The organism is Bacillus xiamenensis (genome assembly GCF_000300535.1).
Classification (GTDB): domain Bacteria; phylum Bacillota; class Bacilli; order Bacillales; family Bacillaceae; genus Bacillus; species Bacillus xiamenensis.
The window spans coordinates 18,156-36,072 of the sequence record NZ_AMSH01000032.1; the positions used below are offsets into that span (position 1 = coordinate 18,156).

20 protein-coding genes are annotated in these 17,917 nt (G+C 41.8%); 9 read left to right on the top strand and 11 right to left on the bottom strand.

Features of this window, described 5'->3' with window-relative positions; genetic code table 11:
- Positions 1-112 precede the first annotated feature (112 nt).
- Positions 113-1,099, top strand: a complete 987-nt coding sequence (locus BA1_RS11270) for a potassium channel family protein (RefSeq protein ID WP_008358962.1) — start codon at positions 113-115, stop codon at positions 1,097-1,099.
- On the opposite strand, the gene BA1_RS11275 is transcribed toward BA1_RS11270, so the two are convergent.
- The 5 genes from BA1_RS11275 to BA1_RS11295 form a co-directional block, all read right to left on the bottom strand.
- Positions 1,096-1,497, bottom strand: coding sequence for a YugN-like family protein (locus tag BA1_RS11275; protein WP_008358964.1), 402 nt, complete (start codon positions 1,495-1,497; stop codon positions 1,096-1,098). The genes BA1_RS11270 and BA1_RS11275 overlap by 4 nt on opposite strands.
- A gap of 29 nt (positions 1,498-1,526) precedes the next feature.
- On the bottom strand, positions 1,527-1,745 hold the full coding sequence (locus tag BA1_RS11280) for a spore germination protein (protein WP_008358966.1): 219 nt from the start codon (positions 1,743-1,745) through the stop codon (positions 1,527-1,529).
- 310 nt (positions 1,746-2,055) lie between these two features.
- A complete protein-coding gene (locus BA1_RS11285; RefSeq protein WP_008358969.1) occupies positions 2,056-3,411 on the bottom strand; it encodes a glucose-6-phosphate isomerase in 1,356 nt (451 codons plus the stop codon).
- 126 nt (positions 3,412-3,537) lie between these two features.
- Positions 3,538-4,710: an iron-containing alcohol dehydrogenase gene (locus tag BA1_RS11290; RefSeq protein ID WP_008358972.1), complete on the bottom strand. Its 1,173-nt coding sequence runs from the start codon at positions 4,708-4,710 to the stop codon at positions 3,538-3,540.
- Between the two features lie 121 nt (positions 4,711-4,831).
- The gene (locus BA1_RS11295) at positions 4,832-5,995 is read right to left on the bottom strand and encodes an iron-containing alcohol dehydrogenase (protein WP_008358974.1); all 1,164 of its coding nucleotides are present in this window, start codon (positions 5,993-5,995) and stop codon (positions 4,832-4,834) included.
- A 144-nt stretch (positions 5,996-6,139) separates the two neighbouring features.
- Between BA1_RS11295 and BA1_RS11300 the strand changes: the two genes are divergently transcribed.
- Positions 6,140-6,376: a DUF378 domain-containing protein gene (locus BA1_RS11300; protein WP_008345792.1), complete on the top strand. Its 237-nt coding sequence runs from the start codon at positions 6,140-6,142 to the stop codon at positions 6,374-6,376.
- Positions 6,377-6,441: 65 nt separating this feature from the next.
- Here the strand turns inward: BA1_RS11300 and yugI are convergent, their stop codons facing one another.
- The 3 genes from yugI to BA1_RS11315 all read right to left on the bottom strand — a co-directional run bounded on the left by yugI (position 6,442) and on the right by BA1_RS11315 (position 8,728).
- Positions 6,442-6,834: a S1 domain-containing post-transcriptional regulator GSP13 gene (yugI, locus tag BA1_RS11305; protein ID WP_008345795.1), complete on the bottom strand. Its 393-nt coding sequence runs from the start codon at positions 6,832-6,834 to the stop codon at positions 6,442-6,444.
- Between the two features lie 199 nt (positions 6,835-7,033).
- Complete coding sequence (locus BA1_RS11310; RefSeq protein WP_008358977.1) at positions 7,034-8,227, bottom strand: aminotransferase; 1,194 nt, start codon at positions 8,225-8,227, stop codon at positions 7,034-7,036.
- Positions 8,228-8,728 carry an Lrp/AsnC family transcriptional regulator gene (locus BA1_RS11315; protein WP_008358978.1) on the bottom strand — a complete coding sequence of 167 codons (501 nt, stop codon included), beginning with the start codon at positions 8,726-8,728 and terminating at the stop codon, positions 8,228-8,230.
- 172 nt (positions 8,729-8,900) lie between these two features.
- On the opposite strand from BA1_RS11315, the gene BA1_RS11320 reads away from it, so the two are divergent.
- A complete protein-coding gene (locus BA1_RS11320) occupies positions 8,901-9,725 on the top strand; it encodes an alpha/beta fold hydrolase (protein ID WP_008358981.1) in 825 nt (274 codons plus the stop codon).
- Here the strand turns inward: BA1_RS11320 and BA1_RS11325 are convergent.
- The gene (locus BA1_RS11325; RefSeq protein ID WP_008358983.1) at positions 9,722-9,982 is read right to left on the bottom strand and encodes a DUF1871 family protein; all 261 of its coding nucleotides are present in this window, start codon (positions 9,980-9,982) and stop codon (positions 9,722-9,724) included. The two genes, BA1_RS11320 and BA1_RS11325, sit on opposite strands and share 4 nt — an antisense overlap.
- An 83-nt stretch (positions 9,983-10,065) precedes the next feature.
- On the opposite strand from BA1_RS11325, the gene BA1_RS11330 reads away from it, so the two are divergent.
- Both BA1_RS11330 and BA1_RS11335 read left to right on the top strand, forming a co-directional pair.
- On the top strand, positions 10,066-11,232 hold the full coding sequence (locus BA1_RS11330) for a MalY/PatB family protein (RefSeq protein WP_008358985.1): 1,167 nt from the start codon (positions 10,066-10,068) through the stop codon (positions 11,230-11,232).
- A gap of 142 nt (positions 11,233-11,374) precedes the next feature.
- Positions 11,375-12,667 carry an ATP-binding protein gene (locus BA1_RS11335; protein WP_008358987.1) on the top strand — a complete coding sequence of 431 codons (1,293 nt, stop codon included), beginning with the start codon at positions 11,375-11,377 and terminating at the stop codon, positions 12,665-12,667.
- On the opposite strand, the gene BA1_RS11340 is transcribed toward BA1_RS11335, so the two are convergent.
- Complete coding sequence (locus BA1_RS11340) at positions 12,668-12,847, bottom strand: hypothetical protein (protein WP_008358989.1); 180 nt, start codon at positions 12,845-12,847, stop codon at positions 12,668-12,670.
- A 90-nt stretch (positions 12,848-12,937) separates the two neighbouring features.
- Between BA1_RS11340 and kapB the strand changes: the two genes are divergently transcribed.
- Positions 12,938-13,330: a kinase-associated lipoprotein KapB gene (gene kapB / locus BA1_RS11345; RefSeq protein ID WP_008358991.1), complete on the top strand. Its 393-nt coding sequence runs from the start codon at positions 12,938-12,940 to the stop codon at positions 13,328-13,330.
- On the opposite strand, the gene kapD is transcribed toward kapB, so the two are convergent.
- Complete coding sequence (gene kapD, locus BA1_RS11350; protein ID WP_008358993.1) at positions 13,327-13,944, bottom strand: 3'-5' exonuclease KapD; 618 nt, start codon at positions 13,942-13,944, stop codon at positions 13,327-13,329. The genes kapB and kapD overlap by 4 nt on opposite strands.
- Positions 13,945-14,162: 218 nt before the next feature.
- Between kapD and BA1_RS11355 the strand changes: the two genes are divergently transcribed.
- The 3 genes from BA1_RS11355 (at position 14,163) to BA1_RS11365 (ending at position 17,781) form a co-directional block, all read left to right on the top strand.
- Positions 14,163-15,341, top strand: coding sequence for an MFS transporter (locus tag BA1_RS11355; RefSeq protein ID WP_008358995.1), 1,179 nt, complete (start codon positions 14,163-14,165; stop codon positions 15,339-15,341).
- 108 nt (positions 15,342-15,449) lie between these two features.
- Positions 15,450-17,351: a transglycosylase domain-containing protein gene (locus tag BA1_RS11360; RefSeq protein ID WP_051009118.1), complete on the top strand. Its 1,902-nt coding sequence runs from the start codon at positions 15,450-15,452 to the stop codon at positions 17,349-17,351.
- Positions 17,352-17,370: 19 nt separating this feature from the next.
- Positions 17,371-17,781, top strand: a complete 411-nt coding sequence (locus BA1_RS11365; protein WP_008358999.1) for a thiol-disulfide oxidoreductase DCC family protein — start codon at positions 17,371-17,373, stop codon at positions 17,779-17,781.
- The last annotated feature ends 136 nt before the right edge of the window (positions 17,782-17,917 follow it).

The window sequence follows — 17,917 nt, forward strand, 5'->3', positions numbered from 1 at the left end:
TTCTCTCTTATTTTAAGATATGGTTTCTGTTTCAATACATGACGAAGATGAAAATTTGTTTCCTCAATCGGGCATACTGAACATGAGCAGTCTCCCTGAAAGGACGAGTCCGATGAAATCAAACCGTATCTTTATCGCTTGGCTAAGATGGCCTCTTTTTCTTCGCATTGCCATCATTATTTGTTTCATACTTCTCTTTTTTGGACAATTAATCGTGTTACTTGAACCAAAGCAGTACCATACGATCTTTGATGGGATTTGGTGGGCACTCATTACAGTTTCTACTGTTGGATACGGTGATTTTGTGCCGCAAACCACGCCCGGGCAAGTAGCAGGCATGGCGCTCATTTTTATCGGAGCAAGCTTTGTCACTGCTTACTTTGCCACGCTTGCCGCCGCTGTGTTTAGCAAACAGCATCATTATGTAGAGGGGAAGGTTTCGTTCAAAGGGAAAGGACATCTGATCATCGTCGGGTGGAATGAGAAAACAAACAAACTGCTTCAATCGTTTCAAACGATTGATCCCGCCATGCCGATTGTGCTGATTGATGACTCCTTAAAGGAAGGGCCTCTTTTAGAAAATGTTCATTTTATTAAAGGACATGGTACCGAAGATGTGACTCTGCGCAAAGCCAATATTACGGGCGCAGATACACTAATGATTACCGCAGACCAGCATGAAAATGAAGTGACAGCCGATATGCAAAGCGTCTTAACCTTGCTCGCAGCAAAAGGGTTAAATCCTTCGTTATATTGTTTAATTGAAATCTTAACAGATCGTTATGTGAAAAATGCTGAGCGGGCTGGAGCCAATCAAGTCATCCACACGTCTGATGCCGTCAATCATTTAATGGTGGAACATTTTCTTTTAAAAGAACAGCTCCTGGCGTTAAAGAAAAAACGACATATGACACTGCATAAACACATCACCATCATTCCGGTACCGGCTTCATTAGCTGGAGAGACATTCTTAACAGCGCTCCATCACTTTCTAGAGCATCATGTGATCATTATAGGTGTACAAAAAAAAGAAGGACCCATGATGAATCCTCCCTTTGGATATGAGCTTCACCCAGAGGATGAGCTAATCAGCCTTTAAAGCAGCGCGTCTTCTAATTCCTTAACGAGTGAAAAGCCAATGTCGGTATAAGCCTTTGACACATCTCCATCTTTCTCTTTTGGCTCTTGGAATTGGTTAAATGATGCCCCCACATTTCCAACCATTGCATGGTCATCTAATTTGTCTTGATACACATGCTTTAAGAGAAATGGATGTCCCATTTTTACGACAACGCCGGGCTGATCAAGCTGCCCTTTCTCGGCTGTAAATGGAACTCTCAGAAAGGTGTAGCCGTCACGGTTGTCAATTTTATAATCGAAATAGCCGTGATCATAATCCCAATTGCCATTGATGACGTATCCGAGCGGCTTCATGGTTTCTTCTAGATGGTATAGTGTGAAGCTTTCACCAGTCAGCCTGGATGGTACATGAATCATACAGAACCCTCCTTTTTGTATAGGGTTCGTTAAAGAGAGGAATTCATACATCTGCCCCTCGTGATTTGTACATTGTTTGTAAAAGCGGCATCCAACAAGCTCTGGCTGGATGATGCATTTGTCTCATTCGCACTGCCCGCTCCTGATGTGTCCTTCACAGCACTCATTGGACAGATTCGCCCGACATTGCCAAAGTTAACAATGGCCTGCCCAGAAATATCATGAATATAAATATGATTTGTTCTCATCGCTTCTTCAACCTCCTCCATTGATTATTCTATGTTCAAAACATCGGAAGGCTTGCACTGGAACCATGAGAAAACAAAAAAAGGCACACCTTTTAACAGGTGTGCTCAGATTGTGGACAAAGGGCTAAAATGATTTTTATTTTAGCCCTTTGTCTTCTTTTAAGCGTGATCTGAAAACCTTTACAGTCTATGAAGGACGAGTACCGGAGCGAATTTAACATTCGTGAGCACCGGCACGCAGGACTGACACCGAATGCGAGGGTTTGTCTACACGCTCGGCACACCTTTTAACAAGTGTGCTTTTTCGTTCTTAAGATTGTTTGAGACGGCTTTCAAGTTCTGCCTTTTTCTCTTCGAAGCCCGGTTTTCCTAATAAAGCAAACATATTCACTTTATACGCTTCTACTCCTGGCTGATCGAATGGGTTGACGCCTAGTAAGTAACCAGACATCGCACATGCTTTCTCGAAGAAGTACACGAGATATCCGAATGTATAAGCATCCATCTCAGGAATGGTGACAATCAGGTTCGGTACTTTCCCATCAGTATGGGCAAGCATTGTCCCTTCAAATGCTTTTTTATTGACGAAATCGACTGTTTTTCCTGCTAAATAGTTTAAGCCATCAAGGTCTTGTTCTTCTGCTTCAATGACCAGCTCATGACGAGGCTTGTCTACATTCACAATTGTTTCAAACAAGTCTCTTCTTCCCTCTTGCACATACTGACCAAGTGAATGAAGATCAGTTGAGAAGTTGGCAGATGAAGGATAGATTCCTTTTTCATCTTTTCCTTCACTTTCGCCGAATAATTGCTTCCACCATTCTGCAAAGTATTGTAATCCTGGCTCATAGTTAATCAGCATTTCAATTGTCCGGCCTTTATTGTAAAGAACATGACGGACAACTGCATATTGATAAGCCGCATTTTCTGTGAGCTCAGATGAAGCGAAGTCTTCGCTTGCTTTCGCAGCACCTTCCATCATTTGATCAATGTCTGCACCGCTCACAGCGATTGGCAATAGACCGACTGCTGTTAAAACGGAATAGCGTCCACCGACATCATCAGGGATGATAAATGTTTCATAGCCTTCTTCTGTTGCTAAAGTTTTAAGAGCTCCGCGCGCCTTGTCAGTTGTCGCATAGATACGTTTTTTCGCTTCTTCAGCACCATATTTTTCGATAAGGAGCTTTTTAAAGATGCGGAACGCAATGGCTGGCTCTGTTGTTGTACCAGATTTTGAAATCACGTTAATGGAGAAATCGGCATCCTCCAGCAAATCCATGACATCGGTTAAATAAGAGGAACTGATGTTGTTTCCAATAAAAATGATTTGCGGTGTCTTGCGTTTGGCCTTTGGCAGCGCATTATAGAAAGAATGGTTTAAAAACTCAATGGCCGCACGTGCGCCAAGATAAGACCCGCCGATTCCTACAACGAGTAATACATCAGAATCAGACTTAATCTTCTCTGCACTTTTTTTAATACGGGCAAATTCTTCACGATCATATTGCTTCGGTAAATCAACCCAGCCTAAATAATCACTGCCAGTACCCGTTTGCTCATGAATATGATGATGGGCCACCTTCACAAAATCTTTTAAATATGTAAGCTCATGTTCTTGAAAGAAAGGTAACGCTTTCGAGTAGTCAAATTGAATATGTGTCATCGCTTATAAGCCCTCCATTACGTTAGTTCTGTCCCTTTCACTTTAGCGGAACTAGCTATTGAAATCAAGTGATCGTCATTGATGCAGCATAAAGCCGCTCCTCATGAAGAAAAGCGGCTATCAAGATTATAAAGAGGCCTTTAAAATAGACAGAATGTCATCACGGTTTAGTTTCATAAAGTTACCAAAGCCGCCATATTCCATTTCTTTTGCCGCAATATCAGCAATTTTGTCTAGTTGATCTTCGCCGATGTCATAATCCGCTAAACGGTTTGGTGCACCTAGGCTAGTCCAGAAGGCTGACAGCTTGTCGATTCCTTCTAATGCGATGTCACGATCTGTTTTTCCTTCTGTTTCAATGTCAAACATGTGAAGCATAAGGTGTTTAAAACGTTCCACATTATGATCAAGTGTATGACGCATCCAATTTGGGAAAATGATCGCAAGTCCACCCGCATGCGGAATGTCATAAACAGCGGATACCGCATGCTCAATCGTATGAGATGCCCAGTCTCCAAAATAGCCCATTTGCAGTGTGCCATTTAAAGCAATCGTTCCAGCATAAAGAATTGTTTCGCGGTGCTCATAGTTTTGTAAGTCTTCAAGCAGTTTTGGTGCTGTCTCGATGACCGTTTGAAGAACGGCAAAACACATCCGATCTTGTAGAGGCGTATTTTTGACATGATGGAAGTATTGTTCAAATACGTGGCTCATCATATCGACCATGCCATATACCGTCTGGTTTTCTGGTACAGAATACGTATGTTCAGGGTCTAAAATAGAAAAGACAGGGTGCGTCACTGAACTTCCCCACACGTATTTTTCATTTGTTTCCCAGTTTGTGATCACAGAGTCCGGGTTCATTTCTGAGCCGGTCGCTGCAAGTGTCAATACTGTGCCAAATGGCAATGCTTTTTGAGCGGTTGTTTTCTTTGAAATAATATCCCAAACATCCCCGTCATATGCTGCTCCAGCTGCAATCGCTTTTGTACAGTCGATGACACTTCCACCGCCAACGGCTAATAAGAAATCAATTTTTTCAGCTTGGCAGATCTCGATTCCCTTTTTCACTGTCGTGAGGCGAGGGTTCGGTTCAACACCAGACAGCTCATATACTTCAGCCTCTGCTTCATTTAAAGCACTGATCACGTGATCATAAAGACCATTTTTCTTAATACTGCCTCCGCCGTATACAAGTAACACTCGTTTCCCATAACGAGCGAGTTCGTTTTTGAGTCCTTCTAGTTGTCCTTTTCCAAACATTAATTTGGTTGGATTATAGTAAATAAAGTTCTCCATCTGTTCAACATCTCCTTACAACGAATATATCCAAAAACATGAAAGACTACTGTAACATATGTACACACTGAACTCAAAAAAAAGATAACTGCTCGAAAGCAGCTATCTTTTTGACATTCGATTATAGAGAAGCGTTTAAAATAGCTAGAACGTCTTCTTTGTTCAGCTTTTTAAATTGACCAAATTCACCGCGTGCCATTGCACGGTCTGCAATTAAATCAATTTTCTCATCGTTAATGTCATAATCAGCTAAACGACTTGGTGCTCCTAGGCTTGTCCAGAAAGCAGACAGTTTGTCGATTCCTTCTAAGCCAACTTCTTCATCTGTTTTCCCCGCAGGGTCTACATCAAATACACGCACCGCTAATTGTTTGAAGCGGCCTGGGTTTTCTTGAATGACATGCTTCATCCAGTTCGGGAACAAGATCGCAAGTCCGCCTGCATGAGGGATGTCATAGACAGCGGATACCGCATGCTCAATATTGTGAGATGCCCAGTCACCGCGTGCGCCCATAGAAAGCATTCCATTTAGCGCAATTGTACCCGTAAATAAGATGGTTTCACGGAGTTCGTAATTTTCCAGATCGTTGATCAGCTTCGGTGCCGTTTCAATGACGGTACGAAGAAGTCCTTCACACATACGATCTTGGTAAGGTGTATTTTCTGTGTGATGGAAATATTGTTCAAACACGTGAGACATCATGTCGACCATGCCATAAATCGTATGGTTTTTTGGCACAGTAAATGTATTGACTGGGTCAAGAATAGAGAATTTAGGGAAGACAGCTGGACTGCCCCATCCGTATTTCTCATTTGTTTCCCAGTTTGTGATGACGGAGCCAGAGTTCATTTCAGAACCTGTCGCGGCAAGTGTTAATACTGTACCAAATGGGATGGCTTCCATTGGGACATGCTTACGAGTGACGATATCCCAAGCATCTCCATCGTATTTCGCACCAGCTGCGATCGCTTTGGTTGCGTCAATGACGCTACCGCCGCCGACTGCCAAAATAAAATCAATTTGGTTCTCTTTGCAAAGCTCAACCCCTTTTCTAACCGTTGTTAAGCGCGGGTTTGGCTCAACACCAGCAAGCTCAGTGATTGTAGCTCCTGATTCTTTTAAGATGCTGACAACTTGGTCATAAAGGCCATTTCGTTTAATGCTACCTCCACCATATACAAGCAATACGTTTTTTCCGTAGTGTTTTAGTTCATCTGAAAGGGCTGATACTTCTCCCTTTCCAAAGATTAATTTCGTTGGGTTCCAATAAGTAAATCGATCCATGTGATCTCCTCCTCGCGCTACATTATGCGCCTCTTTCCTTCCAAAAGTAAAGTAATTTGCTTTCATCCATTTTCTTACGCATAGTTTGGCTAAAAATCTGCAAAATATAAATGTATTGATACTGTAGCGAAAGGAGGAATCACGATGAGTGCTATTCAACGTATTGCCCTCGTGCTCACGATTATCGGTGCTATTAACTGGGGACTAATCGGCTTTTTTCAATTTGACTTAGTAGCAGCGATCTTTGGCGGTCAAGGTGCTGCATTATCACGTATTATTTATGGTCTTGTTGGAATTGCAGGTCTTGTTAACCTTGGTCTATTATTCAAGCCAAGCGAAGAAGCTGTCCGCCGTGACGAGCCGAATCCAGAGGTTCGCTAACAAAAGACATAAAAAAGGCTGCCTATATGAGGCAGCCTAAGGCACCGTTTGAAGCGGTGCTTTTTTTATTTCTTGATAAGGTCTTTACGGTTAGATTGCTCAATCCACTCTTCAAGTTTATCTTTCAGTGTATTGAACCCTTGTGGTGCAGCAGCTTCTTCTTTCACTTGCTGTGGTCTTTGTTTCTTTGGTTTGCTTTCTTTTCTTTCAGGTGCTTCTTGTGTTGCACGGATAGAAAGGCTGATTTTACCAGCATTTTCATCAACAGAAAGAACTTTTACTTGAACTTCGTCACCAATTGAAAGGTGCTCGTTGATGTCTTTTACAAAGCCATGTGTCACTTCTGAAATGTGCACAAGTCCTTGAGTTTCTTCATCTAATGCAACAAACGCACCATACGCTTGTAATCCTGTTACTTTACCAGTGTAAACACTGCCTACTTCAAACTTTGTCGCCATGATAACAACTCCTAAATAAATGTTTTAATATTCGTTTATACGCAATTAAAAACTATATCACAGAACGGACAGTTTCGCAAAATATTTTTTAAAAGGGTTTAGATCATATGAAAAGGGGGAATACCTGAAAACAAGAATGCTTTCTAGTATTCCCCCCCTAATTTGAGAGGCATGAGTCCAGATGGATTGATGCCTTTTTTTATTTTAAGATGGCAGGTGCCTCTTCTTTCACTTGTCTACTTTGCAAAAACCGCTGGATTCTTGAAAGTGATTCCTGCAGGTGATCGAGTGACGATGCATATGAACAGCGAATATGCCCTTCACCGCTTGGACCGAATACATTTCCAGGGACAACCGCTACTTTTTCGCTAAGCAGCAGCTCCTCGGCAAATTGTTCTGATGTCATGCCCGTGCTTTTAATGGACGGGAAAGCGTAAAACGCTCCGTTTGGCTGATGACATGTGAGTCCAAGTTCATTGAGAGAGCCGACAAACAAATTACGGCGCCTTCTGTAGCTTTTCTTCATTTTCTCCACATCTTCAAGTCCGTTTTTTAATGCTTCTTCAGCGGCATATTGTGCCATAGCCGGTGCACACATCATAGAATATTGATGTATTTTCAGCATAGCCTCACGGAGTACAGGCGGTGCTGCCACATATCCTAAGCGCCAGCCTGTCATAGCAAATCCTTTTGAAAAACCTGAAATCAAAATCGTTCTTTCCTTCATATCTTGAATCGCAGCCACGCTCGTAAAAGCTTCATCGTACGTTAGCTCTGCATAAATCTCATCCGTGATGATTAAAAGGTCATGCTCCTTTGCAAACTGAGCAATATCTTCAAGCTCTTCTTTCGAATAGACAGACCCTGTTGGGTTTGACGGAGAGCATAGCAAGATGGCTTTTGTCTTCGGCGTCAGCTTCGTGCGAAGATCAGCGGAATCGGCTTTGAAATCTTTTTCAGCTGATGTACTTAAATACACCGGTTCACCGCCCGCAAGTGTCGTAAGTGCCCCGTAGGCTACGAAACAAGGCTCTGGGATGATCACTTCATCACCGCTGTTTAGAATGGCGCGAAAGGCCAAATCAAGCGCCTGACTTCCGCCAACAGTAATGATGAGTTCTTCTTCAGGACTGTAATCAACATGAAACCGCTTATATAAATACTGGCTTAATTCTTTTCGCAAAGAAAGCAGCCCAGCATTTGCCGTATAGGAGGTAAGTCCTTGTTCTAATGACATAATACTTGCTTCTCTCACATTCCAAGCGGTCACGAAATCCGGTTCACCGACACCGAGGGAGATGACTCCTTCCATTGTGGCTGCCAAATCAAAGAATTTTCGAATACCTGACGGCTGAATGCTTTGTACCGTTTCAGATAAATAAGACTTTTTCATTTAAGGAGACACCACGATTCTTTTGTCATCGTCCCCTGTTTCAAATACTTTCCCATCATGCTTATATTTTTTCAAAATAAAGTGGGTAGTTGTTGAAACAACGGAATCAAGTGTCGATAATTTTTCAGATACGAAGCGAGCGATATCAGACATGGATCTTCCTCTAATCACAACAGATAGATCATACACACCTGACATTAAATACACGGACTCCACTTCCTGAAATCTGTAGATACGTTCAGCAATTTCATCAAAACCGACGCCTCTTTTCGGGGTCACTTTCACATCAATCATCGCTGTAACGCCTTCGTGGCCATCCACTTTTCGCCAGTCAATCATGGTCGAATAATCAATAATGACTTTTTGATCTTCAAGTTTTTGAATAATGGCTTCGGCTTCTTCTGTTGTGACGCCTGCCATTTTGGCAATTGTATTTAAATCGGCACGGCTGTTCTCATCTAAAATCTCTAATATTTCAGTTTCTTTTTCACTTAGTTTCATTTGATTTCACACCTCTGAATGTAAAAGCTAGTTTTAAAAAATCTTCTGAACATTATAGCACGTTTTTCCCATTATGCTAAGCAGGGAAAAGATTCTAATCGTAGCTTAAAACCCACTTTTTAGGGTACAATACAGTCACCTAACAGACAGTCAAGTATCGGAGTTGATGAGTATGGACATTGTTCAGCCAGCTTATATGAAAAGTAAATTCGGTTTAGATATCTATTACGAGCACTATCCAAATGAGGGAAAGAAGACATTGATTTTGATTCATGGTCTCTTCTCATCTACCTTCAGCTATCGAAAGCTCATCCCGCTTCTGAAACAAGATTTCAATTTAATTGCAATTGATCTGCCTCCATTTGGGCAGTCCGAAAAGTCGAATACGTTCATTTACAGCTATCGCAACATGGCGAAAATCATTATTGAGCTAGCTGGTTACTTGCAGATTCGGCATGCGATTCTCGTCGGTCATTCCATGGGCGGACAAATTGCCTTATATGCTGCATCTGAGCGTCCAGACCTATTTGAAAAGGCCGTTCTTTTGTGCAGTTCAGGGTATATGAATAAGTCCAAAAGATCGCTTGTTTACAGCACATATATTCCTTATTTTTATCTATATCTCAAAAGAAAGCTCTTAAAGCAAGGCATTATGAAAAATTTAACCGCTGTTGTGCATGATCATTCGATTATTGATCAAGAAATGGTGGACGGATATTTAAAGCCTTTTTCAGATGATCAAATTTTTAGAGGCATATTTCGCTTGATACGGCACAGGGAAGGCGATTTGACGTCAGATGTGCTAAAGAAAATGGAGACACCCGTCCTGCTTATTTGGGGCGTGGAAGACCGAATTGTTCCGATTCAAATTGGCGAAAGGCTACACAAGGATTTGCCGCATTCGACCTTACATGCACTAAAAAAAACCGGGCATCTCCTTCCTGAGGAAAATCCGGTCTTTGTGTCTGATCAAATTGGCAGCTTCAGCCTGTCTTAACGAGAGCAGGAGCTGCTGTCTCTTAGGACAAAAAGCTGTTTCGCTATATCTTGACAGCTCTCTATCGGAAGAAGCTGCTCAAATGAGTGATGGTAAATGGCTTGAATCTCTTTTGCTAAAGATAATGGGTCCTCTGCGTCGTATAAGGCACTGATGACGTCAGCAGGCTCCGTTTCATAAAAGTCCTCTCCATAATGAAAAGGATCCCATGCCTTAATGGATTGAATCATCTCTTCTACAGCTTGACTATCTTTCATCGGTATCACCGCTTATAATAAATTTTGTGATGTTTATTTTAGCACAACCAAGAGTGGTTGAAAAACGGCTAGAGGTGGGTTTCATGAATTTCGACGAACAGATCATACGTAAAGGTTCAAAATCAGTCAAATGGGATCAAGCAGAGTCATTGTTCCTGACAACAGATGCGCTGCCGATGTGGGTAGCAGATATGGATTTTAAAGCGCCCCAAGTCGTTCTTGATGCTTTAAAAGAACGATTAGATCATGGCGTATTCGGCTATGCCTTTCAGGATCAGGAGACGCAGCAGGCAGTGGCTGACTGGCTCAAAAGAAGACATGGGTGGACCATTCAACCAGATGCTGTCACCTTCACACCAGGTATCGTTACAGCTCTTAGTTTTGCTGTACAAGCTTTTACAGCTCCGAATGATGAAGTGGTCATTCAGTCACCCGTTTATACACCCTTCTATCAAATGATTGAAAGAAATGGACGTATTGTCTCAACCAATCCTTTAAAAATAGAAAACAACCGCTACATGATGGATTTTGATGATTTAGAGAAAAAATTAAGCAGACCAGAGGCGAAGCTGATGTTCCTTTGTCATCCCCATAATCCTTCAGGGAGAGCTTGGTCTAAAGAGGAATTAAAACGTGTAGGAGACTTGTGTGTGCAGCATGGTGTAACGGTCGTTTCAGATGAGATTCACTCTGATTTGATGCTTTACGGGAAGCCGCATGTGCCATTTGCCAGTCTTTCTGATGAGATAGCAGGCATCACAGTCACGTGTATTGCACCAAGTAAAACTTTTAATTTAGCTGGACTTCAAGCATCTGCCATTATCATTTCTGATGAAGAAAAAAGAACCCTTTTTACCAGTGAATTGCAAAGAAACGGATTATCCAAACTGAATGCATTTGCAATCCCTGCGATGGAAGCGGCCTATCGCCACGGGGATGAGTGGCTTGATTCACTTGTTCTTTATCTCGAAAAGAATATGAAGATCGCAATGGAGTATATTGACGAACATCTTCCTAATATGCGTTATATGAAACCAGATGCTTCTTATTTACTTTGGCTGGACATTCGTGATTATCAATTCACTCAGGCGGAATTGAAACGGAATTTGCTAAAAAAGGGCAAGGTGATACTAGAGCTTGGGCACGTGTATGGGCATGAAGGAGACGGCTTTATTCGAATGAATCTCGGCTGTCCTGCCGGAACGGTGAAAGAAGGTCTGAAACGCCTTCATCAAGCGTTCACCCAGTAATCCAAATAAAACCATTTCTATCAAAAGAACATCCTAGCGGGTGTTCTTTTTAAAGAAAAAAACCCTCCTATTATCATATCTACTTTGTACATGAAATGATATAATGAGAGGAATTACAATTATTTACGAGGAGAGCATTTAAATGGAAATGTTCAAGGATTTTCTGCTCCATGTATCTTTTATTCTATTTCCAATCTTTTTATATCATGCACTATGGCTAAGCCGGACCCCTGCTCATTTCCCTAAAACGAATAAACTGCTCATCACAATATTTGCATCCATTTCATCAGCACTATGTATTATGTATCCAGTTGGTTCGATTTTAGATTTGCAGACTGGGCTTCAATCGATTCCCCTTGTACTAGCCATTTTATATGGAGGATACACCGCTGGAATCGTCGCCATCTTGGCCAGTTCAACCGTAAAGTTCGTGATGTATGGTTCTTTTTTATGGGTTGGACTGATTGTTGTACCGATTTACTTTTTCGTTCCTTTCCTACTTTACCGGAAATGGCGCCAATATCCGAAGCCGAAAAAGCTGCTATACGGAGCACTTATTGGTTTATCAAAAGGGGTGTTTATTTACATTGGGCTGCTTGTAGTCAGCTTACTGGAGTACAGCCCGGCTTTTATTATGCAGCAAAAGTTCCTTGAGTTATTTTTCTCAACTCTTTACTACATATTCTTTCTTGTGCTAAGCATTTATTGCATTGAATTCGTGAAAGAAAATGCACAAATGAGAACACAGCTCGTCCAATCAGAGAAGCTGACGATTGTAAGTGAGCTTGCGGCAAGCGTCGCCCATGAAGTACGCAATCCACTGACAGTTGTGAGAGGGTTTATTCAGCTGCTCTTTTCAAGTGACAATGCGAAAGAGCCGTCGACCAATAAAGATTATAAAAATCTCGTTTTATCTGAACTAGACCGCGCGCAAGATATTATCACGAGTTATCTTGATATTGCGAAACAAAATTATTATCAAATTGAATCTCTCAATTTATCTAAATTACTTGAAGAATGTGCATCGCTGATGACATCCTACGCTAATTTTAAATCGGTCACCATTCATCAATCCATTGAACCAGACCTATACATTCAAGGTGATGAAACGAAGATCAAGCAAGTGATGATTAATTTAATCAAAAATGCGATTGAAGCAGCACCCGAACACGAAGGAAAAGTTGAACTTTTTGCTTCAAAAGAGAATCATCGAATCTGCCTTTATTTCGTTGATAACGGTGTAGGTATGACAGAAAGCCAAATGAAAAAGCTTGGCGAACCTTATTACACGTTGAAAAATAAAGGAACTGGGCTTGGGCTGACCGTGACATTTTCCATCATCGAAAATCACCATGGAACGATTCGTTTCAAAAGCTCGCTTCAGTCTGGTACAACGGTCACCGTGAAGTTTCCTGAAGATACAAGAAGAAAATGATCAATCCATTTTTTTTGTCCTTTTTTCATCTATCTGCTCCTGCTTCTTAGAAGCACGAACGATCAGACGAAAACAAATAAATGCAGCCATAAAGAAAAGCACCGTGGTAATCGCCGCTGGGATGTACTCCCTTTTATCTTCAGGAAAATACAGTAGAAAGAGTGCGATGAACGACATCATTCGCCATTCCCCCTTTTGCTCGTTTACTTCACTATATTGGCTAAAAGAAAGGAAATACCTTCTTATATGAAGGAAATGGAGGAATTTCACATGACAGACATTCAGATTGGACAAACGGTGAAAGGTTTTTACAAAACAGGTGTTTATATTGGGGAAGTGACAGCCGTTAAACCATCCACTTATCTCGTTCAAGTAAAAGCGGTTTTAACGCATCCAACTCAAGGAGACCTGCATCACCCTAAAGAAGCGGACGTGCCTTTTTTTCAGGAGAGGCGAGCTTTGGCCTTTAGGGAACAGACGAATATCCCTCATCATATGGTGAAGCCTTATGATGGTGACATCCCTGATTATCAAGTGTCACTGAAAGAAGCCGTAGACAAATTGAAAAAAGGGCTCAGTGCGGATGATTCCAAATGGGCTGAAAAATCAAGAACGTGCCTCTCTTCTCTTGAAAAAGATTATTTTCCAGAAGACGCCCGCTAGTCTGTCGAATCAAAAAAGTGAGAGAAGTCAATGAGTTCACCAATTTTGGTTGTTTGCGGATTTTCCACATAGGATCGGTCTTTTTCAAAAAGGGTGAATAGCTGGTAAGTGGTCATGGCATCATCAAGTGCTTTATGATGCTGACCAGCTCCATCACTGCCGTATTCCTTTGCCGCTTTTCGAAGTCCTGTGAGAGTTCTATCCCCAAAGAAGGTTTTATATTCAAAGGCGAGATCCCGCAGCTTTCCCTTAAAAGGAAAAGCAATATGATTGAGCATGCAGTTTTGCTTCAGCACCTTCATGTCCATATTTCCCCAAGTGATAATCTCACAGCCTTCTCCCCCATCAAGTGACACGAGCTTCTCAATAAACGTCTCAAATGAAACCCCGTTCTCTACGTCTTGCTGCGTAATGCCGAGGAACGATTTACAGCGCTTTGTTAGCTTCGGAAACTTTTTCGGTTTGACGTAGCTTGAGAATGTGTCTATGATCGTTTCATTTGATGCTTTCACTACTCCAGCTTCAATGATTTCAGGGAAAAAATTTTGTGGATGATATTTTCCATCAGGCATCGTAAATTCAAAATCGACCACAAGCAGCGTCTTCTGTTCCATCAGTCTCACCTCACTTTTTCGTCTGTTTTTCATCCTGCTACCATTATATTAAGACGGACTTTGAAATCACTTCATTTTTGCGAAAATAATGCAGATTCACTATGCCCAACCTATTCATCAGATGAAAGATCGTTTATTTTCCTTTATAATTATTAAGGAACACGAAATAAATAAAGAAGGTGGTCCCTATCACAAACAGGAAGAGAAACTTGTACATCATGTGGTTTGTGAACTTTTTTGTATCTGCCAGCATTACGATGATCGTCCCTTTTTTATCACTTTACATAGAATCTCTTGATAGTAGCTACTCGAATGAATTTGTTCAAAGATGGAGCGGCTATGTCTTTGGGATCACGTTTTTAACGGCCTTTCTCATTTCTCCTATTTGGGGGCGGATTGGTGACCGCCATGGCTATAAAAAGATTTTGCTCATTAACGGCATCGGGATTGCCACAAGCATTTTATTAATGGGGCTTGTTCAAACCGTTTATCAGCTATTCGCACTTCGGCTCTTCATGGGGCTTGTGACTGGTTTTATCTCAACTTCGATGGCGCTGATTTCTGCGCAAACTGAAAAGGCAACAGCCGGTAAAACCCTTGGAACAATGCAAATGAGTAATGTGGCTGGCGGATTATTCGGTCCATTGATGGGCGGATTCATGGCAGACAGTGTCGGATTCATTTATACATTTTTCTTAACAGCCGCTGTCATTTATGTGTCGGCAATTGTCATTATTTTCGGTGTGAAAGAACAGCCAATCCGTTCAAAAGGAGCAAAGCGTGTTTCTTACTCACGGAAGGAAGTCCTTGTCCATATGTTCAAACAGCCTTTGCTTGTGGTTACCATGCTGTTAACGTTTATTACGCAAGTAGGGAACTTTAGCATTCAGCCGCTTTTAGCTTTATACATTCACGATTTACATGGACCGGTCAATCTAGCCTTTTATGCGGGGCTGGCGTTTTCTGCAACAGGACTTGGCAATTTGCTGTTTACGCGGAAATGGGGAGATCTTGGGGATCGAATCGGTCACGATAAGGTGCTGCTTGCCCTTCTCATCCTCTCCTCCATTTTATTCATCCCACAAGCGATGGCGGATTCCTACGGGATGTTAGTGATCTTCCGTTTCTTATACGGGATGGCACTAGGCGGGATTATCCCGTGTACGACGGCGTATATTCGCATCAAAGCACCTGCCTCTATGCAAGGGGAAGTGCTCGGTTACAATGTCAGCTTCCGTTTTCTCGGAAATGTTGTTGGTCCAGTGATCGGCGGCATTGTCGCAAGTCATTACGGGATTCCAGCTGTCTTTTATGTCACCGCCGGTATTTTCCTTTTTGGGGCATTATTTTTATGGGTGGTCCGCTCACAATCAAAGACAAGAGAGAGGAGTGTCTGATATGTCATCAGATACTCTTTTTTCATCTCTAGATGCCTAGTTTACTAGACTTCACATCCATTCTTTTCTAAAAATAACCTTCTCGTATTCGCAAAAGAATGGTACGATATGGCTAGAAATCTGAAGAAAGTGAGTGACCTCATGTTTCGTGCAATCATTGGTTGGTTATTACTTGCTGCCCTCATCCCATTATTTGTTCTGACTTTTTATCTATCAAAGGAAGAAGCTGCAAGTGTAAAGCCTGTTAACGAAGTGCTTGATCAAAAAATCAAGCTGGAAAAGATAGATTTTTCCCAAAACAGTTATATGTATGATCGAGATGGTTCTCTTATCTCCGAGATCGTATCGAATGATGAGAACCGTGTTTTCGTGAAATACGACAAAATTCCTGATTCCGTGAAGGAACTGTTCCTCCGCTCAGAGGACCGCAATTTTTATGACCATAAAGGCATTGACTTTATGGGGGTTGTTCGTGCACTTGCCGCAAATGTCAAAAACCATGGCATTAGCCAAGGCGCCAGTACGATCACACAGCAGTTATCCCGCAACCTCTATTTAAGCCATGAACGTTCGTTCAGCCGAAAGTTTACAGAACTGCTCTATTCCTATGAACTAGAGCGGAAATTCACAAAAGATGAAATTCTCGAAAGCTATTTAAATACGATTTATTTTAGTAATGGTGTTTACGGTGTGGGTTCTGCGGCTAGTTACTATTTTGACAAGCCGCTTAGCTCTTTATCGCTTGCTCAGATGGCATTTATCTCTGCTATTCCAAACAATCCAACGCTGTATGACCCATTGAAACAATTCAAGCACACAAAGAAACGCCAAGAACGGCTGCTCGGTATCTTGAAAAAAGATGACGTCATCACCAAGAAGCAGTACAACAAAGCAGTCAAAGAAAAAATCAGCTTGTCCGTAAGTGAAAAGAAAAATCTTTATCCTGACTATGTGACGTACGCTAATGAGGAATTTACCGACCTTGTGTCTGATCAGGAAGGCTTTACAAAACGATTGAAGAAGGCCAAAACAGCAGGAGCAAAAAAGGCGATTCAAAAGGAATTATCCGAAAAGGTCAGTGCCCTGCTTCAGAATGGCGTGAAGATTTATACAGCACTCGATCCTTCCTTGCAGCAAAGAGCGGTTTATCAGCTCAATGCTCAATTGCCTTATCAAGGTGTGGAAGGCGGTTCAGCAGTCATTAACCACCAAACCCATCAAATCGTCGCACTGGCTGGCGGGAAGAATTATAAAAAGTTTGATTTCAATTACGCTTATCAAGCGCAAAGACAACCAGGTTCCGCAATTAAGCCGCTGTTAGATTATGGCCCTTATATTGATCAAACCGGTGCGACCGCATCAAGTAAAATCAGTGCCGGCAAGTTTTGCAGCAGCGGATACTGCCCGCAAAACTACAACCATAAAACGTATGGAACGGTGACTCTTGAAACCGCCTTTAAGAATTCTTACAATACACCAGCGATCCGAATGCTTGATACAGTCGGTGTCAATAAAGGCTTCAGCTATTTAGAAAAGTTCTCATTCGAACATATTGTAGCGGATGATTACCGCCTCCCTTCTGCACTTGGAGGATTTACAAAAGGCTTCTCGCCGTTAGAAATGACCGATGCGTATACCGTGTTTGGCAATCAAGGTGCCTATACGCGAAATCACTCCATTACAAAGGTCACAGACTTAAATGGCAAAACCCTTTATAAGTGGAAAGAATCGCCGAAGCAGGTCTATTCGCAGCGGACAAATGAAACGATGCGCAAACTGCTTGCCTCCGTTGTGAAAAGTGGAACAGGGAAAAAAGCGAATTTCAATTCTCCATACATCGGTGGTAAAACAGGAACATCTAACGACTACAAAGATATTTGGTTTGTCGGACTCACGGATCAATACACAATGGGTGTATGGGTCGGAAGAGATAGAGGAACCGTTGAATCTATTTATAGCTCAAGCCCGCACTTACGTATTTGGAAAAACACAATGCAATATGCCAGATAAAACAGGAGGTTTAACTGTCATGCATACACCTCAGCCTTCTCATTTAATTTTATTTGATGGTGTCTGCAACGTGTGCAGCGGCGCTGTTCAGTTTGTCATGAAGCGTGATCCACACGAGCAGATGATGTTTGCTTCTTTACAATCAAATACAGGACAGCGTATTTTAAAAGAAAACGGCTTGCCTTTAGATGAGTTCAATTCATTTATTTATATTGAAGAAGGCACACTTTACATGAAATCGACTGGCATCTTAAGAGCTGCACGGCATTTAAAAGGAATCTACAGGTGGAGCTATTTGCTCCTTATCATTCCCCGCCCAATCCGTGATTGGTGTTATCAGCTCATCGCGAAAAACCGCTACAAATGGTTTGGTCAAAAAACATCCTGTATGGTGCCGACACCCGATATTCAAAAACGGTTTCTTCCATAAAAAAAACATCCTCCAATAATGGAGGATGTCAGATTGTTGACAAAGGGCTAAAATGATTTTTATTTTAGCCCTTTGTCTTCTTTTCAAGGTGAACTGAAAACATTTGAAGTCTAGGAAGCCAGAGTATATTACCGGA

Excerpts from the sequence above, each read along its gene's own strand:
- BA1_RS11330 (WP_008358985.1), top strand. The coding sequence starts at position 10,066 with ATGAATTTCGACGAACAGATCATACGTAAAGGTTCAAAATCAGTCAAA.
- BA1_RS11360 (WP_051009118.1), top strand. The coding sequence starts at position 15,450 with ATGGCTAGAAATCTGAAGAAAGTGAGTGACCTCATGTTTCGTGCAATC.
- BA1_RS11295 (WP_008358974.1), bottom strand. The coding sequence starts at position 5,995 with ATGGATCGATTTACTTATTGGAACCCAACGAAATTAATCTTTGGAAAG.
- BA1_RS11270 (WP_008358962.1), top strand. The coding sequence starts at position 113 with ATGAAATCAAACCGTATCTTTATCGCTTGGCTAAGATGGCCTCTTTTT.
- BA1_RS11320 (WP_008358981.1), top strand. The coding sequence starts at position 8,901 with ATGGACATTGTTCAGCCAGCTTATATGAAAAGTAAATTCGGTTTAGAT.
- BA1_RS11290 (WP_008358972.1), bottom strand. The coding sequence starts at position 4,710 with ATGGAGAACTTTATTTACTATAATCCAACCAAATTAATGTTTGGAAAA.
- BA1_RS11340 (WP_008358989.1), bottom strand. The coding sequence starts at position 12,847 with ATGATGTCGTTCATCGCACTCTTTCTACTGTATTTTCCTGAAGATAAA.
- BA1_RS11325 (WP_008358983.1), bottom strand. The coding sequence starts at position 9,982 with ATGAAAGATAGTCAAGCTGTAGAAGAGATGATTCAATCCATTAAGGCA.
- yugI (WP_008345795.1), bottom strand. The coding sequence starts at position 6,834 with ATGGCGACAAAGTTTGAAGTAGGCAGTGTTTACACTGGTAAAGTAACA.
- kapB (WP_008358991.1), top strand. The coding sequence starts at position 12,938 with ATGACAGACATTCAGATTGGACAAACGGTGAAAGGTTTTTACAAAACA.
- kapD (WP_008358993.1), bottom strand. The coding sequence starts at position 13,944 with ATGGAACAGAAGACGCTGCTTGTGGTCGATTTTGAATTTACGATGCCT.
- BA1_RS11310 (WP_008358977.1), bottom strand. The coding sequence starts at position 8,227 with ATGAAAAAGTCTTATTTATCTGAAACGGTACAAAGCATTCAGCCGTCA.
- BA1_RS11280 (WP_008358966.1), bottom strand. The coding sequence starts at position 1,745 with ATGAGAACAAATCATATTTATATTCATGATATTTCTGGGCAGGCCATT.
- BA1_RS11355 (WP_008358995.1), top strand. The coding sequence starts at position 14,163 with ATGTGGTTTGTGAACTTTTTTGTATCTGCCAGCATTACGATGATCGTC.
- BA1_RS11315 (WP_008358978.1), bottom strand. The coding sequence starts at position 8,728 with ATGAAACTAAGTGAAAAAGAAACTGAAATATTAGAGATTTTAGATGAG.
- BA1_RS11285 (WP_008358969.1), bottom strand. The coding sequence starts at position 3,411 with ATGACACATATTCAATTTGACTACTCGAAAGCGTTACCTTTCTTTCAA.
- BA1_RS11300 (WP_008345792.1), top strand. The coding sequence starts at position 6,140 with ATGAGTGCTATTCAACGTATTGCCCTCGTGCTCACGATTATCGGTGCT.
- BA1_RS11335 (WP_008358987.1), top strand. The coding sequence starts at position 11,375 with ATGGAAATGTTCAAGGATTTTCTGCTCCATGTATCTTTTATTCTATTT.
- BA1_RS11365 (WP_008358999.1), top strand. The coding sequence starts at position 17,371 with ATGCATACACCTCAGCCTTCTCATTTAATTTTATTTGATGGTGTCTGC.
- BA1_RS11275 (WP_008358964.1), bottom strand. The coding sequence starts at position 1,497 with ATGATTCATGTACCATCCAGGCTGACTGGTGAAAGCTTCACACTATAC.